The organism is Methanolacinia petrolearia DSM 11571 (genome assembly GCF_000147875.1).
Classification (GTDB): Archaea; Halobacteriota; Methanomicrobia; order Methanomicrobiales; family Methanomicrobiaceae; genus Methanolacinia; species Methanolacinia petrolearia.
On record NC_014507.1, the window covers coordinates 1,198,107 to 1,220,307 of the forward strand.

Genomic DNA, 22,201 nt, shown 5'->3' on the forward strand with positions numbered 1-22,201 from the left:
TGCGCATGACGGACGGGACTGTGAGACCGGTTACTCTCATTCCTCCGGATAATTATTATTTATTTGAATGAACTTTCCCTGTCAGGAACGATTATTACATTCGACCTTGAATATTTCTCCACATTCATGGATTTCTTTGAGATAACGAATAGTATTATAATACTTTTTATAATGATGGCGATAGGCTATGCGGCCTACAGGATGAAGGTGATCGACAGGCAGGGTGCAAAGGGCCTTTCGAGTTTTCTGGTGAATATCTCTCTTCCATGCCTGATTATCGTCTCAATGCAGATCCCCCTTACCGAGGAGACCTTCGGCAGTACGATCGAGATGTTTGGGGTAGCGGCGGTCTATTACCTGATCTCCTTCGCTTTCGCATTTGCGATTCCCCGTTTTCTCTCAAAGGATATCCACGAGATCGGTGTGATGAAGTTCATGCTGGTCTTTTCCAATCTCGGGTTTATGGGAATTCCGGTTACAGCCGCGATCTTCGGTACCGGTGCGGTGTTTTACACGTCTCTTGTAATGCTTCCGTTCGGTCTTCTCGTATTCTCGGCAGGAATCCTGATGCTGAGGCCGGATATGGGGAAATCTCTCGATCCGAAGCTGTTCCTGAATTCCGGAATATTGTCGTCGCTGACCGGTCTGGTATTCTTTTTCACCGGATTTTCGATACCGTCCCCGTTTATCGACGTTCTCCAGATCCTCGGGGATCTGACGACACCGCTTGCGATGGTGGTCGTCGGTGCACTTCTTGCAACTCTTCCGATCTCCGGGATGTTCGGCGATCTCAGGATCTATTTCATTAGCTTCCTGAGACTTATTGCGATTCCGTTCGCTGTCTATCTCGTTCTTACGCCTTTCGTGAAAGATCCGCTCTTTATCGGGATTGCGGTTCTTTTGGCATCGATGCCCGTCGCCGCGAATTCCGTTCTCCTGGCCGAGGAGTACGATGTCGATTCAACTCTGGCTTCAAAAGGTGTTTTCATCTCGACTCTGCTGAGCCTGATCACTGTTCCGGTTGTAGCCGTTCTTTTGATTTCTGTTTAAGGAGTCATGATTCAGGGAGTGCAGTCCGGTATTTTACACAGACTCTTCATGCCCGCATAACAGATTTATTATTGCAGAAATCGTAATAATACACTAACTGAATAATGCTTAAACGTATATTAAGTTAAAAACTCAAAAGAGGTGAAATCAGGTCAGATGAAATTCAGAGTGATCATAGAAATGGACGAAGACGGAATATTTGTCGCCGAATGCCCGTCTCTTCCGGGCTGCATATCTCAGGGAAAAACCAGAGCCGAAGCACTTGAAAACATAAAGGACGCTGCAAAAGGGTACCTGGAAAGTCTGAAGAAACACAACGAACCGATCCCCCCGTCAATATATGAAGAAACCGTGGAAATTAGCGCCTGATATATGCCAAAATTACCTGTATTATCTCATCTTGAAGTAGTAAAAGCACTTAATAAAATCGGTTACAATATCGGCCATCAGACCTGTAGCTATGTTATCCTGAGGCAGGACACAGAACCCTATCGAAGGCTTACTATTCCAAACCACAAGGAAATTTCAAAAGGAACAATAAATAGCATCATTAGACAGGCAGGACTTACAAGAGACGAATTTATAGAACTATTATATCCTTCCCCCTTATTGCGATATTGTCGCCGACCGAAGGGCTGTCGCCCTTTCGAAACCCCGGGCGACCTTCGGTCACCATTCGTGAAAATTAGTTTTTGAAAGACTGGCATTCTTCCCTCCGGCTCTGGTTCTCTTTTCAGTTGGATCTTTAAATTTCATTTTCCCGGATGAAGCAACTAAAGGGATTTTGATCGTTCGAGATTCTGAAAAAGTTCTGGAATCTTCTGGTAATTCAGGGAGGGGGATGATTCCCCCTCCCTTAGGCCCTCCCCCTCATGGCGATAGGTCGCCATCGGGACAGGCAAGTGTCCCTCTGGCTCCGTTTTTCTTTTCAGTAAGATCTCTAAATTTCCTTTTCCCCGGCCGAGGCTACCCGGATGGGTAGCGTCCAGGCCGGGCTATCGCGATTGCGCAAATTCGCGTAGCGAATTAAGCAGGGGGCTGCCCCGAAGGGGCTTCCGCCCTCACAAAGATCAACTCAATTAAAAAAATTATATAAAAATCAAAAAAAGGAAGGAATTATTTTCTGTTCAGGGTAAACCGATCGATTTCGCCCTGCATTGTTTGCCGACCGAAGGGGCTTTGCCCCTTTCGAAACCCCGAAAATTTGATTTATGGAAGTCCAATCGATTTCGCCCTGCATTGTTTGCCGACCGAAGGGCTTCACCCTTTCGAAACCTATGGCGACCTTCGGTCACCTCTGAAAAAGGAATTCAAAAAAAGTACGGAGATATTTTCTGTTCAGGGAAGTCCAATTGACTTCGCTCTGCATCTCTGCCAGACGACACGGCCGACGACCTTGTATGCCTGTTCGAGATCGTCGAAATTGGGGATTCCGGATTCCTTGAGGTGTTTTATACCTGCTTCCATGCACTCTCCTCCGAGGAGTGTGCCGATGACCGGGTTGTCGGTCTTCTCCGAAAAGTTGACGATCGCCTGTGCAAAGTGCTCGGAGTCGAGAACAAGGTTCGGGAAGCCGATCACGAAGGCAATGTCCCAGAGATCGGAATGTCTTGCAAGAACGTCGAATACCTGGGTGAAGCGTTTCTCCGATGCGTCGCCGAGAAGATCCAGCGGGTTTGCATGACTCCAGTAGTCGGGCAGGAATGTGTTGAGCTCTTCGATGATCTCCTTCGGAAGATCGATGATGTTGATTCCGTACATCTCGGCATAGTCGGAGGACAATACGGCGAAACCACCTGCATTTGTGATGACGATAGCCCTTGTCCCCTTGAGTGCTCCGGTTGGTGATGCCGGTGCCGCAAGGAGTTCGGCGGCCTCGAATGCACCCCTGAGCGCCCTTACCGGGATTACGCCCGATTTGCGGAAGGCTTCCATGTACACCTCGTAAGAACCGGAGAGCGATCCCGTATGTGATGATGCCGCTGCCTGGCCCTTCGACGAAGAACCGGATTTGATTGCGATTACCGGCTTCTTCTTCGCGACCTCGGATACGACCTCCATGAACTCGCGTCCGTCGGTCAGCTGTTCCACGTACAGAATTACCGCCTTGGTGTTCTTGTCCTGCTCGACAAATCTCAGGTAATCGATAAAGTCAAGGTCAGACTGGTTTCCGACCGAGAATACCGCCGAGAATCCTATATCGTTCTTCAGACTCCAGTCGACGACCGTATTGATTATCGCACCGCTCTGTGAGATGAACGCGATTCCGCCGGAATCCGGCGATTCGTGAACATATGTCGTATCAAGTCCGCGTGGCGGAATGATCAGGCCGAGGCAGTTCGGGCCGACGATCCTTATATTGTAGCTCCGGGCGATCTCGAGCATCCTGTCTTCGAGCGCCTTTCCTTCGGTTCCCGTCTCCTTGAAACCGGCGGTGATTACGACAACCAGCGGAATACCTTTCTCTCCGCATTCCTGCATGATCTTCGGGACCTGAAGAGCCGGGACCGTGATTACGGCGAGATCGACAGGACTCGGAATCGAGCTCACCGTCGGGAACGCCTTAAGGCCCTGTACCTCGCTCCTCTTGTTGTTTACCGGGTAGATCTGGCCGGGGAAGTGGAGGAGATTATGCATGACAGCGTATCCCATCTTCTTCGCATCGGATGAAGCACCGATAACTGCCACCGATCTCGGGTTGAAATATTCCGGCGGAACAGTCTTTCTCTCTGCCTTGGCCGGGGGCTTGTAGTCGTCATCGATGATTATCCTGGCATCGACCGCACAGGCTCCTTCTTCATAGAGACGAAGCGGGTTTATATCGAACTCCTTTACATTCTCGCTCTCTTCGAAGAATTTCGCGACCGATTTTATGATCTCGACGAGCGCTTCCTCGTCCTTCGGTTTCATTCCGCGGTATCCTGAGATGAGGGGGTAGGCATTGATCTCGGTGACCATCGTCCTGATATCGTCCTCGTCTACCGGGAGTATGCGGAGGGTGACATCTTTCATGAGCTCGACAAGAGTGCCGCCCATTCCGAACGTGATTACCTTGCCGAATGCAGGGTCCGTCTTTCCGCCGAGAATCAGCTCCAGACCCGGTTTTGCCATCTCTTCAACAATTATTCCCTCTATCTGGGCGTCCGGGTTGTAGGCCTTTGCCGATTCGACTATCTTATTATATGCATCCCGTGCGGCGTCCTTTCCGGTAACTCCCACGATGACACCGCCGGCATCACTCTTGTGAACGATCTGCGGGGAAACAATCTTCATTACGACAGGGTAGCCGATCTCGGCACCCGCTTTTGCGGCTTCTTCTGCACTCTTTACAATCTTGAATTTGGGGGCAGGTACGCCGAAATCCCTGAGCAGCTGGTAACCCGCAGCCTCGCTTAACATTCTCTCTGACATTGAAATCCTCGTAATTTTTCTCCCGTTGCCTGTACCGGCAGGGCGGTTGAAATCCCGCTCTTCCGCTTACAGGAAAAGAGTGTTTTCTCTAGATGGAATTATGTTCCAATCATTTGTAAAAAACATTTTCTTTCGTTTTATTTTAAATATTGCGTCTTAATCGTCAGACGGTGCTTATATGTCCGTTTTTTTCCCGGCCTGAAATGAAACAATAATATCAGTCGGTTTTCTAAAATCTACATGATTTATAATTATAAATACAGCCCTATACAACTTTCAGTAATTTGTGTGAATAGTGTCATGAACGCAGATTCGCATAGATCTCATCCATTGTTCGGGCGCGGTCTGAACTATGTCTCTCCCAACCGCGATCAAAAGGGTCTGATGTCGGGATTAAAACGTGTCTCAAAAAAAAGGATTTTGGGTTTAATACAGGATTTCATTTTTTTCTTAGCCTTATTATCGCTACTGCGGGGTGTTCATCATTATCGTCCGGCACTTCAAAAAATCCGTCGACGACAAACCCGTTTACGAAAGCAAACCGCAAAATTTCCTGCAGCGGCCTGTGAAAATAATACTGGAGCACCGGCTGCCCCCTGATCGCTTCTCCTTCGTAGACCGATGATGACAGGTATCTGCCCTCCGGCCTGACAAAGCACGGGTGCTTGTAATGAAAAAACGAAAACTCCGTCAGGTCTTCGGTATGCGGCCTTATGATATTGCGATTGAAATGATTCGAGTGATCACCCATCCTGGCGTCCCAGCAGTCGGCGTTTGTTTCCCACCGCAATCTGCTTTCCTCTGTGGTTTCATCGAAGTTGTTAATTGTCTCCTGAAATAGTGGATCAAATATCCTGTCATTCTTTTTCAGGGATCGTAAAAGAGGGCTCAAGTGTGTTTATGAGAATCTAAGATCGTGAATTTTAATATAAAATTGATTTATGCAGGAGGAGTCCCTCCTCCGGGAAAACCGCCGCCTCCGCCGTCCGGGGGCTGCATGCTGTCGCCATTCTGGTTCATATCAAACTGTCCTCCGCCGGCGGGGGCGGTTCCGTTGAATTGTCCTCCATCGGGCATTTGCATCTCCTGTCCGGACATGCCTCCGGGGCCGCTACCCGTTGAGGTGCTGTTAAAGGAGGTGGCTCCTGACCCTCCTCCTCTGCTCATACCTCCTCCGCCTCCCATCGTCATTCCACCGGTGGATGAGCCTGCATAGGTCACGGTGCCGGATATTGTGAAGGTTGTATACTGGCTGCCGCCGGAGTATGTTCCTCCTGAATAGAGACCGTCAGTCGCCGTTCCCGTCGAACTTCCGCCCGAGTAGACGACATATGTCGTTCCCTCCCCGAGATCGGATGTGCACAACAGCACTGACTGGTAGGTCTTTGCAGGCGAGAACGTCAGGATATCGTCGCCTTCTTCCGATTCGATGTGGACCAGTGTTCCTGCGGACTGCGATGACGAGTAGGTTATCATCACCGAGTTAACGGTGGATGATGAAGAGGGTGCCTGCGCCATTCCCGAACTTCCCACTGCAAGGAGGTATCCTCCGGTCATCACGAATTCACCGTTATAATCCAGCGGACCGTTGCCGCTGTTCGTCGGACCGTTGACGATTGTCTTTCCGCCGGCGATATACATATCACCGTTGGAGTCGAGTCCGTCTCCGTCTGCATCGATATAGACGTACCCGCCGTTTATGGTCAGGCTTAGTCCTTCAATTGCAGCAAACTCGTTCTGGCCTGCTCTTCCGTTGATCGACGATCCATCGTTTCCGCCCGCGACATTGATTCCGTCGTCGCTTGCTGTGATGCTGATATCTCCGCCGTTTATCGTAATAATCGCACTTTCAAGGCCTTCATAGCTCTTTGTTATCTCCATGTCCGCATCGTTTATCTCAAGAGATGAATCGGCATGGACACCGTCGTCGCCTGACGAGAGAGCGATCGTTCCGCCGTCTATTCTTATTGCACCGTTCGAGTGTATCGAATCGTCGGAGGAGTCGATATCGATCGTTCCGCCTGAGATTATCACGCCGGTAACTCCCTTTATTCCCTTGGCACTGTCCGGGGTGGCGCTGTCGGTAGATGTCGCAGTCGACTGCATTCCCCAGCTGCCCCAGTTTCCGCTACTGTTGCTGCTGGCGTTGGAGCTTCCGCCGCCGGACGTTATCATTATATCTCCGCCTGTGATCTCGACTGTGGTCTCAGCCTGGATTCCGTCCGTTCCGGCGGTGATGTCTATGGTTCCGCCTTCGATTACGACATATCCCTTTTCGGTGTCCTCGTCGTTTGTGGACTGAATTCCGTCTCCTTCAGCATCTATTGTTATGACTCCGTCCTTGATAGCGACCGAGTCCTTTCCTTTGATTCCGTCGTTTGCTGCGGTGACGGTGATCGTTCCGGAGACGATCTTCAGGTCGTCTTTGCTCTGGATGCCGTTTTTGTAGTTTGCATCGACAATGAGTGTTCCGTCGCCGTTGATCGTGAGATCGTCTTTGCTGAAGATTGCAGCGTTCGGCTCTCCCTCTTCATCGATGGTATAGGATGTTCCGTCAGTTACCTTGTTTGTTGTTCCGTCTTCGAGAGTAATTGTAGTCTTGTCGGCATTCTGGACGTATATCGGTGCGCTTGTCAGGCAGGTTATGTACGCCCCGTTTAATACGAGATGGACCTTGTCGTCGTCTCCGGCATTTACTATGATCTGTCCGTCGTTCAGTGTTCCGCTGACGACATATGTCCCTTCGGATGTGATCGTCACCGTGCTCCCGTCGGCTGTTGCACCCGATCCGTCAATCGTAACAGTATCACCGTTCAGGGTGATGATGGTCGAGTCGGATTCATCCCAGTCCGTTTCGAGATCCGCATTCTTGTATTCTACGGATATTGTGCTGAGCGTCGAGGCTGTTGTTGTAACCGACGCGGAAGAAGCAGCCGCTCCGTTCGCGGCCGTCGCCTGGGTGCCGGAGCCGGAACCGCCTGTATCCGTGCATCCCGCCGAGGTGAGAATTATTGCTGCTGCAATTACCAGTGCCGGTAATATCAGTTTTATCTTTTTCATTTTGTATTTCCCCCGTGTTCACGGATCTTTTTGAGATTTCTGTTATCGTATCTGTCAGAAGGTCCGTCGTCACGGTATATACCGTATATGAGGGTTATATTAATTACAATGTAAAATATACTTTACTATTGGACACTATGTTTTGACATGTGCAATAAATGAAGCGTGCCGGAGAAGAAAATTGTATCCTATGTTCCGGCGATTCATCCGGTCGTTTATGGGAATTTTTTAATTTACAAGCTGGTTTTGATGATCAGTCGATTTTTCCAAGGCCGTAATGTGTCTTTAAGTAAGCCCAGATCTTTTCCGAACGTACCCATCCTTCATCCAGCATTTTAACCATCTTGTCGATCTCTTTAACCTGATCGGTTATCTCTTTTGCAGATTCCGGGCATTTGAGATCGGCAAGGCCTAAAATGACGGCGAGCGGGTTCCTGATCTGGTCGTTCAATGTTGCAAGCTGTTCCATATTCTCCTCGATCTGCCTGAGAGAGGCTTTTTCACGCATTTCTGCTTCCTTTTCTGATGTTATATCCCTCACTATGTGGACCCATCCCTTCTGGTTTCCGCCGGAATCATAGAGTGAGGATATCGAATGCTCTGCCGGAAATACGGTGCCGTCTTTTCTTTTCATCCTGAATTCAAATCTTGGCATTTCCGTATGCCCGGTTAAGTAAGAGTGGATCTGTCTGGTGAACTGCTCTACTGAATCGCCGTCTACGTGTAGAAGGTCCGGTTTTTTACCCGTCATTTCTTTTATGCTGTATTCAAAAAGTTTTGAGGCGGCTTTATTTGCCTTTCTTATTGATAGCGGATGGGCATCAAGGACAAATGCTGCATCCCGGAGCGATTCGAATGTCTGTGAGAAGAGTTCCTTTTCACGTATAAGTTCGTCTTCAGCCCTTCTGGTCTTCAGGATCTCCCACATCAGGTTTCCGAGAGTGGTAAGGGCGTCGGTATCATCTTCGCAATATTGTGTTTCTTTGTTGGCGACGATAATAATTGCAGTGATCTTTCCTGAGTCAAAGATGGGGACTGCAAGGATACGTGAAATCTCAACGTGTCCTTTGGGAAGACCGCGTTTTCCGGGATTGTCCTGTGAGTATTCGTTCACTATGACAGGTGCCCGCTTCCGGACGCACTCGGCCCAGATCCCCGCTGATTTGATAGGGAGATGTTTTTGAGTGGCCTGGACTTCGCACCTCTTCATCACATCCTTTGACCACTGGTAAACGATCATCTCAGATTCGTCGGCCGTAAGAACTCCTATGAACCCATATTTGCTTTCAGTCATGGATCTGCTGTTTTCAAGGGCGTGGAGCATCAGGTTCTCCTCTGATCCGCCTGAAATCCGGTAAAGGTCAAGAAGCCATTTTAAACGTTCGAGATGAAGCCTGTTCTTGTCATTTACTTTCTTCTGTTCGGTTACATCCCAGACCATTGAGATGATCTGTCCTTTTTTGTCAAGCGGAATGTTTCTCATGTTGATATAGGTGGTCTCCCCTCCCGAACGGGTTACAGGGACCTCATACCATTGCATTCTTTCCGGACCGCCCGTTTCAATCTCGGTAAGAACCTTCTTCTTTATCTCTTCCCTGAAGACGGGATCCTCATAGGCATTTTCCCAGAATGCATCGATATTTTCAAGTGCTTTTTCAGATATCCTGTGATATTTAAGAAAATTCTGGTTGTAGTATACAAAACCGATCTCGGGTTTTAACGTTAAAACGGCTATGCCGACCGGGATGCCATCAAGTACGTTTTTTATGTATTCTTCATTATCCTTCAATTTCTTTTGAGTATCTTCCAATTTTTTTAAATGCTGCTTCAGTTTCTCTTCGATCTGTCTTTTTTCGGTTATGTCACTGACTATTGCTCCGATCCCTGTTCTTCCCGGGGAGATCTCAAGGGGGAATTTCATGCACCTGAGATATCTGTTGCCTATGTTCTCCTCCGTGAATACAGGCCGTCCTGTTTTCAATGCCTTCTTTTCTGCCATATGGCATGTCTCAGCGTTTTTTTCACCCAGGAGGTCGCGGTCGGTTCTATTACTCAGTTCATCCCGGCCGACTCCGAAAAAATCCAGTGCTGCGTTATTGGCGATCAGGTACCTGAGATTTTCATCCTTGACGAACATTACGTCGCTGTTTGAATAGAAGAACGACCTGATGATCGATTTCTTCTTCCGTTTTATCACGAGCTGGTTTATCTTTTCGGAAAGCCCGGCATACAGCGTTTCAGGATCGCCGTCTCTTTGGATATAATAATCCGCCCCGCTGTTGAGCGTACTGATAACGTTATCCTCGTGCCCCTTCGGGGTGAATATTATGACAGGTGTTTCGTCCCCGCTTTCACGGAGTCGGCTGATAAACGAGGTGCCGTTGCAGCCGGAAGTTATGCATCCTGCAACTATTGCGTCAAACTTTTTCTTTGACAAAATCCTGAGGGCATCTTTTTCACTTTCGCAGGCTTCAACTGAAATGCTTCCTTTTTCTTTAAGAACAAGTCTTCCTTTTTCCGGAATTGGTGAGGATTCATCAATGTATAATACGGAAATTGTTTCAGTTGTTTTCGTGTTCTTTTTTAATGCTGCCATTAGATTTCATCCGGAGGATATGTGTGTGGTAAATTTCTAATTGTGCTGAATTTATAAAAATCTGCTTATCGTTGTTATTTTGGAGAGCGGTTAAATTCCTGATATTTTTTCCTTATCCTTAAATCATCTATATCCGGAACATGAATGGGAAAGGCAATTTAATTGATCCGGCCGGTTATCGGAGCTGGGTGATTATAAAGAGCACATACACCTGCAATGGAGGCAGGGCGGTGGCATCCCGGGGACAGGTTAATTGAACTTATTGAAATTTTAGGGACGAGATTCATATTTTAAAAAAAGGATCGGAACCCGACCGGTCCGAAGGTACTTTTATGCCGCGAATGTGTATTAACCCGAATCTTATGCCGCTTGATGAAGCGAAAAAAATTATTCTGACGTCTTTTACCGCCCCGGATAACCGGATCACGGTTCCTGCCCCCGATGCCTGCGGCCGTGTCCTTGCCGGACCTGTCTGCTCGAAGAGAACCAATCCCCCGCTTATACTCGGCGGGCCCGACGGTATTGCGGTCAGAAGCGGGGAGACGACGGGTGCCGGGAAGGATAACGGGATCGAGCTCGGGGCTCCGCGGGTGAATACGGGAATGCCGCTTCCCGAAGGTTTCGATGCCGTCATTGCGATCGAGGAGGTGGCGAAGGTTGCGGAGAACAGGTACATGATTCATGCTCAAGTTTCGCCATACGAGAATACCATCCCGAAAGGGTCCGATGTGGAAGAAGGAGACCTGATCATGGACGGCGGGCATCTCATAACCGCGCTCGATATCGGTGCACTTCTCAACTGCGGGCTTAACGAAATTCCCGTGAAAAACTGGAAGGTCGGCCTTATCGCGACCGGCGACGAGATAATCTCGCCCGCTGAGACTCCTGTTCCGGGACAGATCGTGAATACGAATTCGTACATCTTCGCTGCGTACCTGAAGCAGTACGGGATTGAGCCGGTATTATACCCGATTATCCGCGACAATCGCGATTCGATCGCACAGGGAATCCATAAGGCTCTCAAAGAGTGCGATATGGTCCTGGTCTTCGGGGGATCTTCCGCCGGCTCGAAGGATTTCACGGTAAATGCCCTGAAAGATTCGGGTGAGCTTCTGATTCACGGGGTGGCGATGGGTCCGGGGAAGCCCGCATCAATGGCACGGGTAAAAGGGAAGCCTGCATTCGGGATGCCCGGGCCTTCGATCTCTGCCAGGACGGTATTCCATGAACTGGTCCGTCCCCTGCTTGTGCAGTGGGGCGTTCCCGTGGTACCCGATACGATTGTGAGAGGAGTGCTTGCCGCAGATATCCCGTCCATGGGAAGGTTCGACCGCTTCATGATGGTGAAGGTGGAGAAAAAAGACGGAGAGACCTCGATTGTCCCGTTGTCGAGATCGCCGGGGTATATGATAATGGTAAGAGCGGATGCGATCCTTCACGTGCCCGGAACCTTTGCACTTCACAGCGGAGACGAGGTCGAAGTCCGTATGCTCAGGATGATTTCCTCTTCCTGAATTTTTTGGCCGCCGGATAATCTCATTATTTATCAGTCTCAAATTTATCAGCAGGAGAGTTAATGACTGAAATTTTTGATGAACATATAATCGAGGCTTCCGGCAGATGCAGGATCATCGTAAGAAACGGCGAAGTGGTCGAGGTGGGGGAGGCGATGATCAAATCCTGCCCGCTCACGAAGAAGTTTTCCTGCCCGGTGTACGATCTCGATAGGGAGTCTGTTAAGGCGAATATCGAATACAGGATAAAAACCTGGGGGATGTGCACGCCGGAACGAAAGGTGATAGAAAACCGTGAATTCGTCGGGTTCGGAGCGTCGGAGATCCTGAGCTTCGGGCTTTCGGCCGGGATGCTCGATGCCGTGGTTCTTGCATGCGACGGAGCGGGTACCCTTGTTTCTCCGAATCCTTCCCTAGTGCAGGGTATAGGCGGAAGGATGTCGGGACTCGTAAAAACAGTTCCTTATGAGAATGTGATCCGCCGGATCGAGGAGGCCGGAGGTCTCGTTATCGATAAAGAGAATGCATCGCTCGACCAGATGGCCGGCCTTGCGAAGGCATACGAGCTTGGATATGAGAAAGTCGCAGTAACGGTCGCTCTTCCGGCTGAGGCGGAGAAGATCCGGCAGCAGTATCCGGATGCGATCATATTCGGCGTTCATGTCACCGGACTTGGCAGGGAGGAGGCGGAGACTCTCGTTTCGGTATCCGACTTCGTAACGTCCTGTGCGTCGGCGACTATTCGCGAGGCCGCGGGAAAGAAGGTCCTCGTTCAGGCAGGAACCGCTATTCCGACCTATGCCATGACCCGGATAGCGAAGGACATAATTCTTGAAAAGGTCAGGTGCGGAGATGAGCAGGTCCTTGTGAAGACGACGAAGCTTCCGGTGGCCTCGGGGAGCCAGCCCGAACCCCTGGTCTGACGGGGCATAAAATATTCAGGATTCCCTGCCTGCCGTCTGATTCCTGAAATTGCCCTGGATATTCTTTTTTAATCTCCTGATAAACCGTATATACTAAAAATTCCTACTCTTTAGAGCAGTCGTCAAAATATCATATCGCGATCTATATTTTCCGGAGCCTTAACACCTATGGAAACCGAAACAGAACTGATAACAGCAGTATTCATAATTCTGGCATGTGCACTTGCCGTCATTTTTGTCGGAAGGCGGTTCAGGCTTCCGATGATTATCGGGTATTTTTTAACCGGAATAATCGTCGGCCCTTCACTTCTCGGGCTCGTTACCGAAGAGCAGGTCGAGCTGCTTGCCGAGCTCGGCGTAATCTTCCTGATGTTTACAATCGGGCTTGAAATGTCGCTCAAAAATCTCCTGGCTATGTGGAAGAAGATTCTTGTCAGCGGTGGCCTTCAGCTCCTGATCACGGCAGTTGTAGTGTGGCTGATAATGACTTATCTCGGTTATTCCACGGCTGTTTCGATCCTTACGGCATTTCTCGTAGCCCCGTCGTCGACTGCTATTATAATGAATCTTTACCAGCAGAAGGGCGAGATCAATACACCGCACGGTAAGACATCCCTCGGGCTCCTGATATTCCAGGACATCAGCGTAATACCGATGATGCTTATTATCCCGATCCTTGCCGGAACTTCGGGGGGCAGTATCCCGACGGAGATCCTGAGCCTCATATTCGGATTGATAATTCTTGCTTTCGTCCTGATTGCGGCAATATTTTTCGTTCCCCGCCTTTTGATCAGGGTTGCGGCGGTAAGGAACAACGAGCTTTTCATTATCACTATAGTCGTAATATGCTTCGGGATCGCGTGGCTGATGTCCCTGAACGGGGTTTCTCTTGCACTCGGTGCATTCCTCGCGGGGATTGCCATATCGGAATCGGAGTACAGCCATGAGGTTGTTGGCCAGATTATGCCGATTCGTGATATACTGACGAGCTTCTTCTTCGTTTCAATCGGTATGATGGTGAGCCTGTCTTTCCTCGGGTCTCATCTTGTGATGGTTGTTCTGCTTGCTGCGGCGGTTATCGTCGGAAAGAGCCTGATAAATTTCGTGAGCATAAAGGCGACAGGTGCTGATTCGGGTGCTGCGTTTATGTCTGCCGTAGGAATTTCACAGATAGGTGAATTTTCGTTCATAATCGGATCGACCGGTCTTGTCGCCGGGATAATCACCAATGATTTCTACCAGATATTCCTTGCAATCTCGATCGTTACGATGGCCGTCACTCCCTTCCTTGTCGATTCGGCACCGAGGATGGCCCGGGCTCTTGCCAGGGGGAATCCGGTTCCGAACGGGAACGCTCCTCTTTCATTTGGTGGGGCTGCCGGCACCGCTCCCGGCATTGCTCCTGTTCCCGGTGAAGAGCCGAAGGAGCATGTGATTATAGTCGGATACGGCGTCGTGGGCCAGTATGTCGCAAAGGCTTTCAGGAGGATCGGGATGGATTACGTGATCCTTGAACTGAATCCCGATACGATCCGCGACCAGAGGAAGAAGGGCGAGAAGATTGTTTATGGCGATGCGAGGCATGAATCGGTCCTGGAATTTGCAGGGATCGATATGGCAAGGGCAATTGTTCTGACTATTCCGGATACGCAGGCTGTAAAGGCGGTGATTACTGCGATAAGGAGGAAGAACCCGAAGATCGGCATTATCACGCGTTCGAGGTTCATCTCCGAGATTGCGGATCTTTATCATCTCGGTGCGGACGAGGTCATAGTGGATGAAAGGGAGGCCGCGATCCAGATCTTCAGGAGAATTCTTGCAAACGAGCAGGTTCCCCAGCAGGAACTCGACCAGTACGCAAGACAGATCCGCTGCGAACTTTACGATACGTATTTTGAAAAACCGGTATTGTCGCACCTGAAGTCCGAACCTAAGCCCGGGTTCTTCGAGATATTCGGCCTGAGGATTAGGGAGGCTGAGGAGAGGATGCCGAAGACGAGGAACTCGGTCGAGCAGATTCACGTCGGCAAAAATTCGGATGCATGCGGAAAAAAACTCTCAGAACTCCACCTCCGTGCAAATTACGGAGTGACAGTTATTGCCGTCAGGAGGGTCTCGGCCGGTGATGCGGAAGTTAATCCCGACAAGAACACGGTTTTATATGAAGGCGATACTGCGGTCGTGATCGGCGAGAGGACTTCGATTAATATGATTATCCCTATGTTTACAGAGAAGTCGGATTGATCTTTTTTTGGATTTTATTATAGTGAAGTGGATCTAATCGTGATTAGTACTAATCAGGATTATTAATATTTTGCATGTTTCTAATTCGTCTTAATTCTCTTTTTCCGTGACAAAAACTGATGGTCAGTTTTTAACAGACCGGTTAATGCAAATATTATGGTGATGATAAGATAATTATCGATCTATATGTCGAAGTATTCAGTCAGGATTGTGCAATTACTATCAGACGATTCATTTATAATTTCAATGCATGCCAGAGTCAGGATGTTTGAAAGAAATGTGTCTACTGATGATCTGGTTATTTTATTAAAAAACGGAGAGATCATAGAAGAATATTCTGATGATCAACCATGCCCTTCTGTGCTGATGCTCGGATATATTAATAATCAGCCCTATCATTTAGTAGTAGGATTCTGTGAGGATCATCTCAGAATAATTACAGTCTATGTGCCGGATGAATATCATTGGATTGAATATAAAATTAGGAGGAAGAGCGAATGATCCCTGAAAGATGTAGTTATTGTAAAGGAAATCTTAAAGAAGGAAATACCGAATTCATGGTACGGGTCGGTGAAGAGGTCATAATCATCAGGGATATCCCGGCATACATCTGTGATCAGTGCGGAGAGGTTTTTTTCACTCCGGATATCTCCAGAAAAATCGATAAGATCATGGAAGATGCTCATAAAGGCAGGATCTGCTGCAAGCCCGTTGCGGCAGGTGAAGTTAAACTGGAAGTTTGAACCGGTTGAATCCTTTTTTAATCTCAATGAATATCTCAAAGGGGGAAAATTGTCTGCAACCATCCTGTCGCCAGGTGAGTTTAGGGGGATGAGAGAGAAAGACTGCTTTTCTATGAGAGATTGATGCAGGGAAAAAAACTTTTCAGGAGAGATCCCGTAAAATTTTCCTGAGACCCTATTGCAATTAGATGTGTTGAATCGATATGCACCTCTGCATGTTAATTAAAAAACATTTTTTTAAGAAAAAAATTTATCAAAATGTATTAACAATTTACTATGCATGAAGGAAGAATCGAAGATCAGTCCCGAACTTCTGGACAGGATAAATGCATTTGGTAATGCCATTCTTGAAAGCAGTGAATACCGGACTTTGATACAGTGCAACGAGAGGCTGGACAATGACCGGAAGGCAAAGGACCTTTTCCGGCAGTACAGGCTGAAGCAGCAGGAGTTGCAGCTGAAGGGTTTTGATCGCGGGGTTCTCGGCGAGCTGAATGATCTTGAGGCACAAATGAAGAGCAACGAGACCATGGCAAGCCTCGAAAATTCACAGAAGGCACTCGCCGGCCTCTTCAGGGGTTCGAACGAACTGATCAGCAGCAGGATCGATCAGCCGTTCGCACAGAAACGCGGGGGATGTTATTGATGTCCGCCGAAGGAAACGAAGTCCTTGCAGAGGCGGAAAGGCTTGCAGATGCCCTGGCGGAGGCAAAGAACGAGATGAGCCTTAATGAATATCTTCTCATGCTTATCGAGATGAACATGAAGATAGAAGAGATTACAAAGATCGATTACGGGTCGATATGTGCACCCTACAGCGATTACAATTGCAGTTAGGATTATTGAACCTCATAAATCCGACCTAAATCTTTCTGCAATCTTTTTTGAAAACCTTTTTTTAAGAATACATTCTATGAAAATCACGTGGTGATTTGCATCAAACAGTGCATGAAACTTTCGTTTCATGAACGTTTTTTACCAGACAATTATCAGCAGGGGAAATTACATGGCAGAGGAATCGAAGATCAGCGATGAGCTTATGGAAAGGATAAACGCATTCGGGAAGGCTATTGTCGAAAGCGAAGAATACCGGAACCTGATACAGTGCGACGAGGAACTGAATAAAAACCAGGGGGCACAGGATCTCCTGGGAGAATACCGGATGAAACAGCTGGAGCTTCAAAGGAAAGGATTCGACCGGAAGGTTCTCAATGAGCTGAACGACTTGGAAGAACAGATGAAGAACAATGAAACGCTGGCAAAACTTGAAAATTCGCAGAAGGCTCTCGCTGCTCTTTTCAGGAGTTCGAACGACCTGATCAGCGAAAAGATCGGCCAGCCGTTTGCACAGAGGTTAGGGGGGTGTCGGTAACATGCCTGCCAGAGAAAATGACGTCCTTTCAGAGGCGGAGAGGCTCTCCGACGTTTTGAAGGATGCCAAGGAAAAAATGAGTCCTCCCGAGTTTCTCCTGCTGCTGATCGAAGTGAATCTGAGGGTCGAGGAGATAACAAAGATCGATTACGCTTCGGTATGTGTTCCCTCGTGCGGGTGCAGTTACAAATAGGGATGTTTTCGGTCCTTTTTTTCTTTGACGGATCATAATCCCATGCGTTCCCGGGAATTTTATTCCATATAACCGGAGAATGAAAACCTGTGTCATACGATACAGGGATATTCATAAAAAGGAAAAAAGATAAATGGAACAATTCAGGCGTTGTGAGGTAATTGAATGCCAAGATCTAAAAAACAAATGGAACAGCTGAATAAAGCAAAGAAGGCAAAGGCAGAAGAACTCTCGAAACAGGCGGCAGAAGGCAGCGAAGCCGCCAAGAAGAAGCTCAAGAAGCTTGAGAAAAAGATCAAATAGGCCTTCTCTAATTTTTAACTATTTTTATTTCGTGAAAACCACTTTGTGATTTCTGCGAAAATTTCCCGCAGAAGTCCAGAAGATTCTAACGTTACAGGATGTTTTCAGATATCTCGAAACAGGACTACATTAATTGCCGAAGCGCAAAAGGACCCCGCTGGAAAATTTGCTAATCATATCTTAATGTCACAACTTATAGTTATTTGATGACCAATAGTTATATTATAACTAAAAGTTATATTGCTTTGAGAGATTGCCTCCGGCAGTCATAACGGAGTGAATAAAATGGAAATAGAATCCGTGAAATTAGTTTGTTTTTCGCCTACAGGAACAACGAAGGCAGTTGTCGAGGGAATTGCACGCGGGATGAAACCCGGCAACGTGGAATTGCTGGATATCACCCGGCCGGGTGCAAGAGAAGAGCCTTTACAAATCCGGGAGAATGAACTGCTCGTAATCGGGGTTCCGGTTTATATGGGAAGAGTGCCTGCTCTTTTAACCGGATGGCTGAATGAAATTAAGGCTCAAAATACCCCGGCGGTCTGTGTCGTCGTCTATGGCAATCGCGTATACGAAGACGCACTCCTCGAACTGAAAGACATCGTGTCAGGATGCGGGTGCAGACCTATCGCCGGTGCAGCGTTTATCGGCAAACATTCGTTCTCGGACACCGGGACACCGACGGCAGAGGGACGACCGGATGTAGATGATCTGCACAAAGCAGAATTATTCGGGCAGAGGGTGCGGGAAAAACTTGATACCATCCGGTCGGTTGACCAGATCCCTGGTGTAAATATTCCCGGCTGCCACCCTTACCGTGGGGATTCCAAACTGTGGATTGTCGATTTTATTGCGGTGAGCGATGAGTGCGACCAGTGTGGGATCTGTGCGGAGGGATGCCCGGTCGGTGCAATCGACCCGGAGAACTGCAACCTGACAGATATTGAAAGATGTATCACGTGCTGCGCCTGCATAAGGAATTGTCCGAAGGGTGCGAGAACTATGAAACCCGGTATGGTAAAGGATGCACAGCTGCGTCTCCATACGCTTTACAGCGAGCGAAAGGAGCCTGAATGTTTTATCTGAATATAATCAGGGTAAGGTTTGAATAATTATGGGAATCGCCGACAGAAGACAACGGGAAAAGGAACAGCGAAAGAACGAGATCATCGAAGCGGCCGAGCGTCTCTTTTTTTCGCGGAGCTATGAAGATGTCTCGATGGAAGATATCGCTCGCGAGGTTGAACTGAACAAGGCCACGATTTATCTTTATTTTAAAAATAAGGAGGCACTTTTCGCCGCTGTTGTTCTCCGCGGTGTCCGGCTTCTTGAGGAGAAATACAAAGAATGCATGGTAAAGGATGTTCCGGGAATTGTCAGGGTTCTCCTGATGGGCCAGGCTTATTACCTGTATTCACAGGAATATCCTGATTACCTGCGGATGATTCATTATTACGGTTCGGAACGTTTTTCCGGGGAGAATCCATGCACCGCAGAGATTGGGAAAGGATATGGCACTTGCCGGCTGATCCTCCGGGATGCGATCAGGGAGGGCATCGATGACGGGACAATCAGGGCGGACCTCGATCCTTTCCTGGCTTCGATGTACCTAATGACCTCCTTCATGGGTATCCTGTCGATGGAAAACAAGTGGAAGCTTGTTATCGAGGCGGAAGGGTTCAGCTACGAGCAGTTCACCGGTGAATTTTTCAGGTTCATCATTCCTTCGATCTCTTCAGGTAAGATTTCTCCGAATATGGATACCGGGGATTTTGAATCGTTCGGATTTTCTTTGACCGATATTGTGGAATCCGGGAAAGGAATGAAATAAGAATTTTAATTCTTTCCTGATTTTAGAGCTTATCTAAAAAATAATGACTGAAAGATCGTTTGTTCAGGACTTAATTTTATTTAGCCACAAATAAGACAGTTTTAAAAGTGCTGCAAAGATACAAACGCCCCGGTGGTCCCGGCCAGAGTACATGCCCCGCAACATCCGAAGTAGTTTGCAACTTTGCACATGTTTGCAAACACTTTGCACAAAGATTTTGCAAACTAAATAACTGCAATAATGAGATTTTTCGAATAACTGCCCTCATATCTGCTTTCTATCATTTTGTTTGCGAAAAAAACGAAATCGCACAGAACACAACGGCAGGACTAATGCAAAGATCGTCCTGTGTGTGTGCCTAATTTTTTTGCAAATAAAATAATAATAATTATAAATTTTATTATATGTACAATAATTAGAAAAATATCACTAAATTTCCTTTTTTTTAATTTGCAAAAAAGTTTGCAAAGTTTGTGCAACGTTGTGCAAAGTTGCAAATATAAATCCTTCATATCCGTCGTGAAAGATCAAAAGGGTAAGAGACGATAAAAAATTGAAAAGTTTTCTACAAGGTTAAAATTCAAAAAGTGATAATTCCTGTTATCTTTTATATGCATTTTTCCTGTCTGCTATTTTCAGCAATTTAATCTCTTCATTATCTATAAAATAAAAAATCCTGAAATCCCCTACTCTTAGCCTGTATTTTTTAGCTGTTTGATATCGACATTCGGCCTGGATGTAAAAGGATCTTATGTTAGTCCTTTAAGAGCTTCTTTAACTCTGGTTTTAGTCGATTCATCCGGTTCGCCTAACTGCTTTCTGAATCTTTTTGAAGCAAGAAGAGAATAAGCCATATTATATTGCTTCCAGATCCAGGGGAGTGAATTCTTCGTTTTCTAAAATATCGTTTAATTCAGCATCTGGTTTTTTTGTGCAATAATAAATTAGCAGCCTGTTAACGATATCGCTGTAGGATTCGCCTTTTCGGCCTATCTTTTTGAGTTCCTGTTTGACTTCATCATTTACGGTGATGGTTGCCATAACCATTATTATGACACAATATCTTTAAACCGTTTGTGAATGTGCAAAATGATGATTGAGGGAAGGAGGTTAATATCCCCAATGGAAATTGCATAGTTTCACTTTGGTTTATTTATTTAACGGCAATTTTGCAGAGTTTAATTATCGAATAAAACCACAGCCGCCTGGCGTAATAGGGAGGGATTGAAGGAACCGGTCCTTTGCTGAATTTACTGAAGTTTACTGAAGTTTACTGAATGTTTACTGAATGTTTACTGAATGTTTACTGAATGTTTACTGAAAAAATTATTTCTTATCATAGAGTAATTTTAAATCTAGGCATTCTAAGCCCTCCGGTGAATTTTATTTACTGAATTTCAAGATTCACAGACGCACTCACACACGGGAGAAGAGAGGTCACTTTCTTTCTGTGTTCCTTTGTTTTTCAGTAAACAAGTACCTGTACATATATATGTACATATAATATATCCTTAAGATCTGAAAACAAGCATGATTTACGGTTTTAGATCTTTACTGAAATCTTCAGTAACTTTCAGTAAACCTTCAGTAATTCCGTAAACAAAAACAAAATTGATCCGGCAAGGCCCGCGATGAGGCCGGGATCTTGATCCCCGAGGGGAAGTCTTTTGCGGTTTGGATTTTGGTTTGAGGAAGTAGTTAATATCTCCGATGGAAATTGCATAATCTCACTTCGGGTTAGATTTTATTGGAGGTAATTCCGGAGAGTTCAGATAACTAACAACACCATTGGAGCAGGAGGGATGCTTGTCCATCCCGACTGCGACCTATCGCGATCGGGGGAGGATTATTGGAAAAGGAATTCCTCTTCTTTCTCATAATGGTAGAAAATAAATCAAATATATCTGTCATCAAATCAAAAGAGAGAAAATAATGTTCAGGTTTTTGATTGTTATCGAGAAGGGGGACGGCAATTACTCCGCATATTCCCCGGACCTTCCAGGATGTGCTGCGACCGGCAAGACCCGCGAAGAGGCGGAGAAGAATATGCACGAGGCGATTGCGTTTCATATCGATGGCCTGAAGGAGGACGGGCTCCCGATTCCCGAGGGGAAGTTTTCTGCTTCGTGGGTTTTGGTTTGAGATATCTCAGACCAAAAATAGGTTTATAGGTTTCATTTCTGTTGATATTGTTTAGATGATCCGGGGGAGAGATCGTTTCGAACTTTACTGCACTTAACTGCAGTAAAGCAGTAAACAAAATATGAATATGATGATCATTTTTAAAAGACTCCATGTTTGTAGAGGGATGCTTGCCTGTTATGAATGTGGCTTAATCGCATTTGGTGGGGAAAGGAACTCTCTTCTCTTTTCTATTCCATCATTGTAAAAATTAAAGAAATGAGTTTACGAGATATTATTTCTGCATCATTTGTGGATCGGGAGATTGAAGAAGCGGAATATTTATTCGGAAAAAATCATCATAGAGCAGCTGGAGCATTGGCAGGTGTTGCATTGGAACAACATCTTAGAACTCTTTGCGATAAATATCAAATTGACTATGGAAAAAAAGATACAATCGAACCTCTAGTTCAAAAATTATATAAAAATAATAAATTAGACAGCACTCAAATGAAAAATATCCAGCATTTAGCAAGTATTCGTGATAAATGCGATCATCCCTCTGAAATAAAAAAAGAAGAGGTGAAAGAATTAATTGAAAGAGTTAAGAAGATAGTTTAATTTTTGATGAAAAATGCGAGGGAAGGGATTCGAACCCTCGAACTGCTAACAGACTGGACCCTAAATCCAGCGCCTTTGACCAAGCTCGGCAACCCTCGCAAAAAATGCAGAATAAAATAGTCATTGGAATTAGATAAAGAATCTCTTTCTTTGGGATTTTATTTTCAAAAAATATTCTAGGTTTCGAAAGGGTGAAAGCCCTTCAGTTGGCAACCCCGG

The 22,201-nt window shown here is 46.7% G+C and carries 21 protein-coding genes and 1 tRNA gene; 16 read left to right on the forward strand and 6 right to left on the reverse strand.

Annotation, left to right across the window (positions count from 1 at the left end; genetic code table 11):
* Window positions 1–63 precede the first annotated feature (63 nt).
* The 3 genes from MPET_RS05945 (at window position 64) to MPET_RS14810 (ending at window position 1,746) form a co-directional block, all read left to right on the forward strand.
* A complete protein-coding gene (locus MPET_RS05945; protein ID WP_013329108.1) occupies window positions 64–1,050 on the forward strand; it encodes an AEC family transporter in 987 nt (328 codons plus the stop codon).
* A gap of 156 nt (window positions 1,051–1,206) precedes the next feature.
* A complete protein-coding gene (locus MPET_RS05950) occupies window positions 1,207–1,419 on the forward strand; it encodes a type II toxin-antitoxin system HicB family antitoxin (RefSeq protein ID WP_013329109.1) in 213 nt (70 codons plus the stop codon).
* A gap of 3 nt (window positions 1,420–1,422) precedes the next feature.
* Window positions 1,423–1,746 carry a type II toxin-antitoxin system HicA family toxin gene (locus tag MPET_RS14810; RefSeq protein WP_013329110.1) on the forward strand — a complete coding sequence of 108 codons (324 nt, stop codon included), beginning with the start codon at window positions 1,423–1,425 and terminating at the stop codon, window positions 1,744–1,746.
* A 642-nt stretch (window positions 1,747–2,388) separates the two neighbouring features.
* Here the strand turns inward: MPET_RS14810 and MPET_RS05955 are convergent.
* The 4 genes from MPET_RS05955 to MPET_RS05970 form a co-directional block, all read right to left on the reverse strand.
* Window positions 2,389–4,461, reverse strand: coding sequence for an acetate--CoA ligase family protein (locus MPET_RS05955; RefSeq protein WP_013329111.1), 2,073 nt, complete (start codon window positions 4,459–4,461; stop codon window positions 2,389–2,391).
* Window positions 4,462–4,900: 439 nt separating this feature from the next.
* A complete protein-coding gene (locus MPET_RS05960; RefSeq protein WP_095522112.1) occupies window positions 4,901–5,251 on the reverse strand; it encodes a hypothetical protein in 351 nt (116 codons plus the stop codon).
* A 149-nt stretch (window positions 5,252–5,400) separates the two neighbouring features.
* Window positions 5,401–7,521 carry a carbohydrate-binding domain-containing protein gene (locus MPET_RS05965; protein ID WP_013329112.1) on the reverse strand — a complete coding sequence of 707 codons (2,121 nt, stop codon included), beginning with the start codon at window positions 7,519–7,521 and terminating at the stop codon, window positions 5,401–5,403.
* Between the two features lie 253 nt (window positions 7,522–7,774).
* Entirely contained in the window at window positions 7,775–10,117 is a 2,343-nt protein-coding gene (locus tag MPET_RS05970; protein ID WP_013329113.1) for a PAS domain S-box protein, read from the reverse strand.
* 362 nt (window positions 10,118–10,479) lie between these two features.
* Here MPET_RS05970 and MPET_RS05975 point away from each other — a divergent pair, with 362 nt between their 5' ends.
* The 11 genes from MPET_RS05975 to MPET_RS06025 all read left to right on the forward strand — a co-directional run bounded on the left by MPET_RS05975 (window position 10,480) and on the right by MPET_RS06025 (window position 19,240).
* Entirely contained in the window at window positions 10,480–11,631 is a 1,152-nt protein-coding gene (locus MPET_RS05975; protein WP_225353854.1) for a molybdenum cofactor synthesis domain-containing protein, read from the forward strand.
* 62 nt (window positions 11,632–11,693) lie between these two features.
* A complete protein-coding gene (locus MPET_RS05980) occupies window positions 11,694–12,554 on the forward strand; it encodes a methanogenesis marker 8 protein (RefSeq protein ID WP_013329115.1) in 861 nt (286 codons plus the stop codon).
* A 168-nt stretch (window positions 12,555–12,722) separates the two neighbouring features.
* Entirely contained in the window at window positions 12,723–14,798 is a 2,076-nt protein-coding gene (locus MPET_RS05985) for a cation:proton antiporter domain-containing protein (protein ID WP_013329116.1), read from the forward strand.
* A gap of 246 nt (window positions 14,799–15,044) precedes the next feature.
* Window positions 15,045–15,299, forward strand: a complete 255-nt coding sequence (locus tag MPET_RS05990; protein WP_225353870.1) for a DUF4258 domain-containing protein — start codon at window positions 15,045–15,047, stop codon at window positions 15,297–15,299.
* Window positions 15,296–15,541 carry a type II toxin-antitoxin system MqsA family antitoxin gene (locus MPET_RS05995; RefSeq protein WP_013329118.1) on the forward strand — a complete coding sequence of 82 codons (246 nt, stop codon included), beginning with the start codon at window positions 15,296–15,298 and terminating at the stop codon, window positions 15,539–15,541. The genes MPET_RS05990 and MPET_RS05995 overlap by 4 nt, the downstream gene beginning before the upstream one ends.
* 280 nt (window positions 15,542–15,821) lie before the next feature.
* Window positions 15,822–16,187, forward strand: a complete 366-nt coding sequence (locus MPET_RS06000) for a YlbF family regulator (RefSeq protein WP_013329119.1) — start codon at window positions 15,822–15,824, stop codon at window positions 16,185–16,187.
* Window positions 16,187–16,378, forward strand: coding sequence for a hypothetical protein (locus MPET_RS06005; RefSeq protein WP_013329120.1), 192 nt, complete (start codon window positions 16,187–16,189; stop codon window positions 16,376–16,378). The genes MPET_RS06000 and MPET_RS06005 overlap by 1 nt, the downstream gene beginning before the upstream one ends.
* Before the next feature lie 169 nt (window positions 16,379–16,547).
* Window positions 16,548–16,913 carry a YlbF family regulator gene (locus tag MPET_RS06010; protein WP_048131018.1) on the forward strand — a complete coding sequence of 122 codons (366 nt, stop codon included), beginning with the start codon at window positions 16,548–16,550 and terminating at the stop codon, window positions 16,911–16,913.
* A 1-nt stretch (window position 16,914) separates the two neighbouring features.
* Window positions 16,915–17,106 (forward strand): hypothetical protein, encoded by a 192-nt coding sequence (locus tag MPET_RS06015; protein WP_013329122.1) that lies wholly within the window; start codon window positions 16,915–16,917, stop codon window positions 17,104–17,106.
* Window positions 17,107–17,694: 588 nt separating this feature from the next.
* Entirely contained in the window at window positions 17,695–18,495 is an 801-nt protein-coding gene (locus MPET_RS06020; RefSeq protein WP_013329124.1) for a ferredoxin, read from the forward strand.
* A 28-nt stretch (window positions 18,496–18,523) separates the two neighbouring features.
* Window positions 18,524–19,240, forward strand: a complete 717-nt coding sequence (locus tag MPET_RS06025; protein WP_013329125.1) for a TetR/AcrR family transcriptional regulator — start codon at window positions 18,524–18,526, stop codon at window positions 19,238–19,240.
* A gap of 855 nt (window positions 19,241–20,095) precedes the next feature.
* On the opposite strand, the gene MPET_RS06030 is transcribed toward MPET_RS06025, so the two are convergent.
* A complete protein-coding gene (locus MPET_RS06030) occupies window positions 20,096–20,281 on the reverse strand; it encodes a DUF7557 family protein (RefSeq protein ID WP_187287589.1) in 186 nt (61 codons plus the stop codon).
* 891 nt (window positions 20,282–21,172) lie between these two features.
* Here MPET_RS06030 and MPET_RS06035 point away from each other — a divergent pair.
* Together MPET_RS06035 and MPET_RS06040 are read left to right on the forward strand one after the other, a co-directional pair.
* A complete protein-coding gene (locus tag MPET_RS06035; protein ID WP_013329127.1) occupies window positions 21,173–21,382 on the forward strand; it encodes a type II toxin-antitoxin system HicB family antitoxin in 210 nt (69 codons plus the stop codon).
* A gap of 183 nt (window positions 21,383–21,565) precedes the next feature.
* Window positions 21,566–21,982: a HEPN domain-containing protein gene (locus MPET_RS06040; RefSeq protein ID WP_052297243.1), complete on the forward strand. Its 417-nt coding sequence runs from the start codon at window positions 21,566–21,568 to the stop codon at window positions 21,980–21,982.
* 14 nt (window positions 21,983–21,996) lie between these two features.
* Here MPET_RS06040 and MPET_RS06045 read toward each other — a convergent pair.
* Window positions 21,997–22,081, reverse strand: a tRNA-Leu gene (locus MPET_RS06045).
* Window positions 22,082–22,201: the final 120 nt, after the last annotated feature.

Coding starts and splice junctions, on each gene's coding strand:
- MPET_RS05950 (WP_013329109.1), top strand. CDS start 1,207: ATGAAATTCAGAGTGATCATAGAAATGGACGAAGACGGAATATTTGTC.
- MPET_RS14810 (WP_013329110.1), top strand. CDS start 1,423: ATGCCAAAATTACCTGTATTATCTCATCTTGAAGTAGTAAAAGCACTT.
- MPET_RS05955 (WP_013329111.1), bottom strand. CDS start 4,461: ATGTCAGAGAGAATGTTAAGCGAGGCTGCGGGTTACCAGCTGCTCAGG.
- MPET_RS05965 (WP_013329112.1), bottom strand. CDS start 7,521: ATGAAAAAGATAAAACTGATATTACCGGCACTGGTAATTGCAGCAGCA.
- MPET_RS05970 (WP_013329113.1), bottom strand. CDS start 10,117: ATGGCAGCATTAAAAAAGAACACGAAAACAACTGAAACAATTTCCGTA.
- MPET_RS05975 (WP_225353854.1), top strand. CDS start 10,480: ATGCCGCTTGATGAAGCGAAAAAAATTATTCTGACGTCTTTTACCGCC.
- MPET_RS05980 (WP_013329115.1), top strand. CDS start 11,694: ATGACTGAAATTTTTGATGAACATATAATCGAGGCTTCCGGCAGATGC.
- MPET_RS05985 (WP_013329116.1), top strand. CDS start 12,723: ATGGAAACCGAAACAGAACTGATAACAGCAGTATTCATAATTCTGGCA.
- MPET_RS05990 (WP_225353870.1), top strand. CDS start 15,045: ATGCATGCCAGAGTCAGGATGTTTGAAAGAAATGTGTCTACTGATGAT.
- MPET_RS05995 (WP_013329118.1), top strand. CDS start 15,296: ATGATCCCTGAAAGATGTAGTTATTGTAAAGGAAATCTTAAAGAAGGA.
- MPET_RS06000 (WP_013329119.1), top strand. CDS start 15,822: ATGAAGGAAGAATCGAAGATCAGTCCCGAACTTCTGGACAGGATAAAT.
- MPET_RS06005 (WP_013329120.1), top strand. CDS start 16,187: ATGTCCGCCGAAGGAAACGAAGTCCTTGCAGAGGCGGAAAGGCTTGCA.
- MPET_RS06010 (WP_048131018.1), top strand. CDS start 16,548: ATGGCAGAGGAATCGAAGATCAGCGATGAGCTTATGGAAAGGATAAAC.
- MPET_RS06015 (WP_013329122.1), top strand. CDS start 16,915: ATGCCTGCCAGAGAAAATGACGTCCTTTCAGAGGCGGAGAGGCTCTCC.
- MPET_RS06020 (WP_013329124.1), top strand. CDS start 17,695: ATGGAAATAGAATCCGTGAAATTAGTTTGTTTTTCGCCTACAGGAACA.
- MPET_RS06025 (WP_013329125.1), top strand. CDS start 18,524: ATGGGAATCGCCGACAGAAGACAACGGGAAAAGGAACAGCGAAAGAAC.
- MPET_RS06030 (WP_187287589.1), bottom strand. CDS start 20,281: ATGGCAACCATCACCGTAAATGATGAAGTCAAACAGGAACTCAAAAAG.
- MPET_RS06035 (WP_013329127.1), top strand. CDS start 21,173: ATGTTCAGGTTTTTGATTGTTATCGAGAAGGGGGACGGCAATTACTCC.
- MPET_RS06040 (WP_052297243.1), top strand. CDS start 21,566: ATGTGGCTTAATCGCATTTGGTGGGGAAAGGAACTCTCTTCTCTTTTC.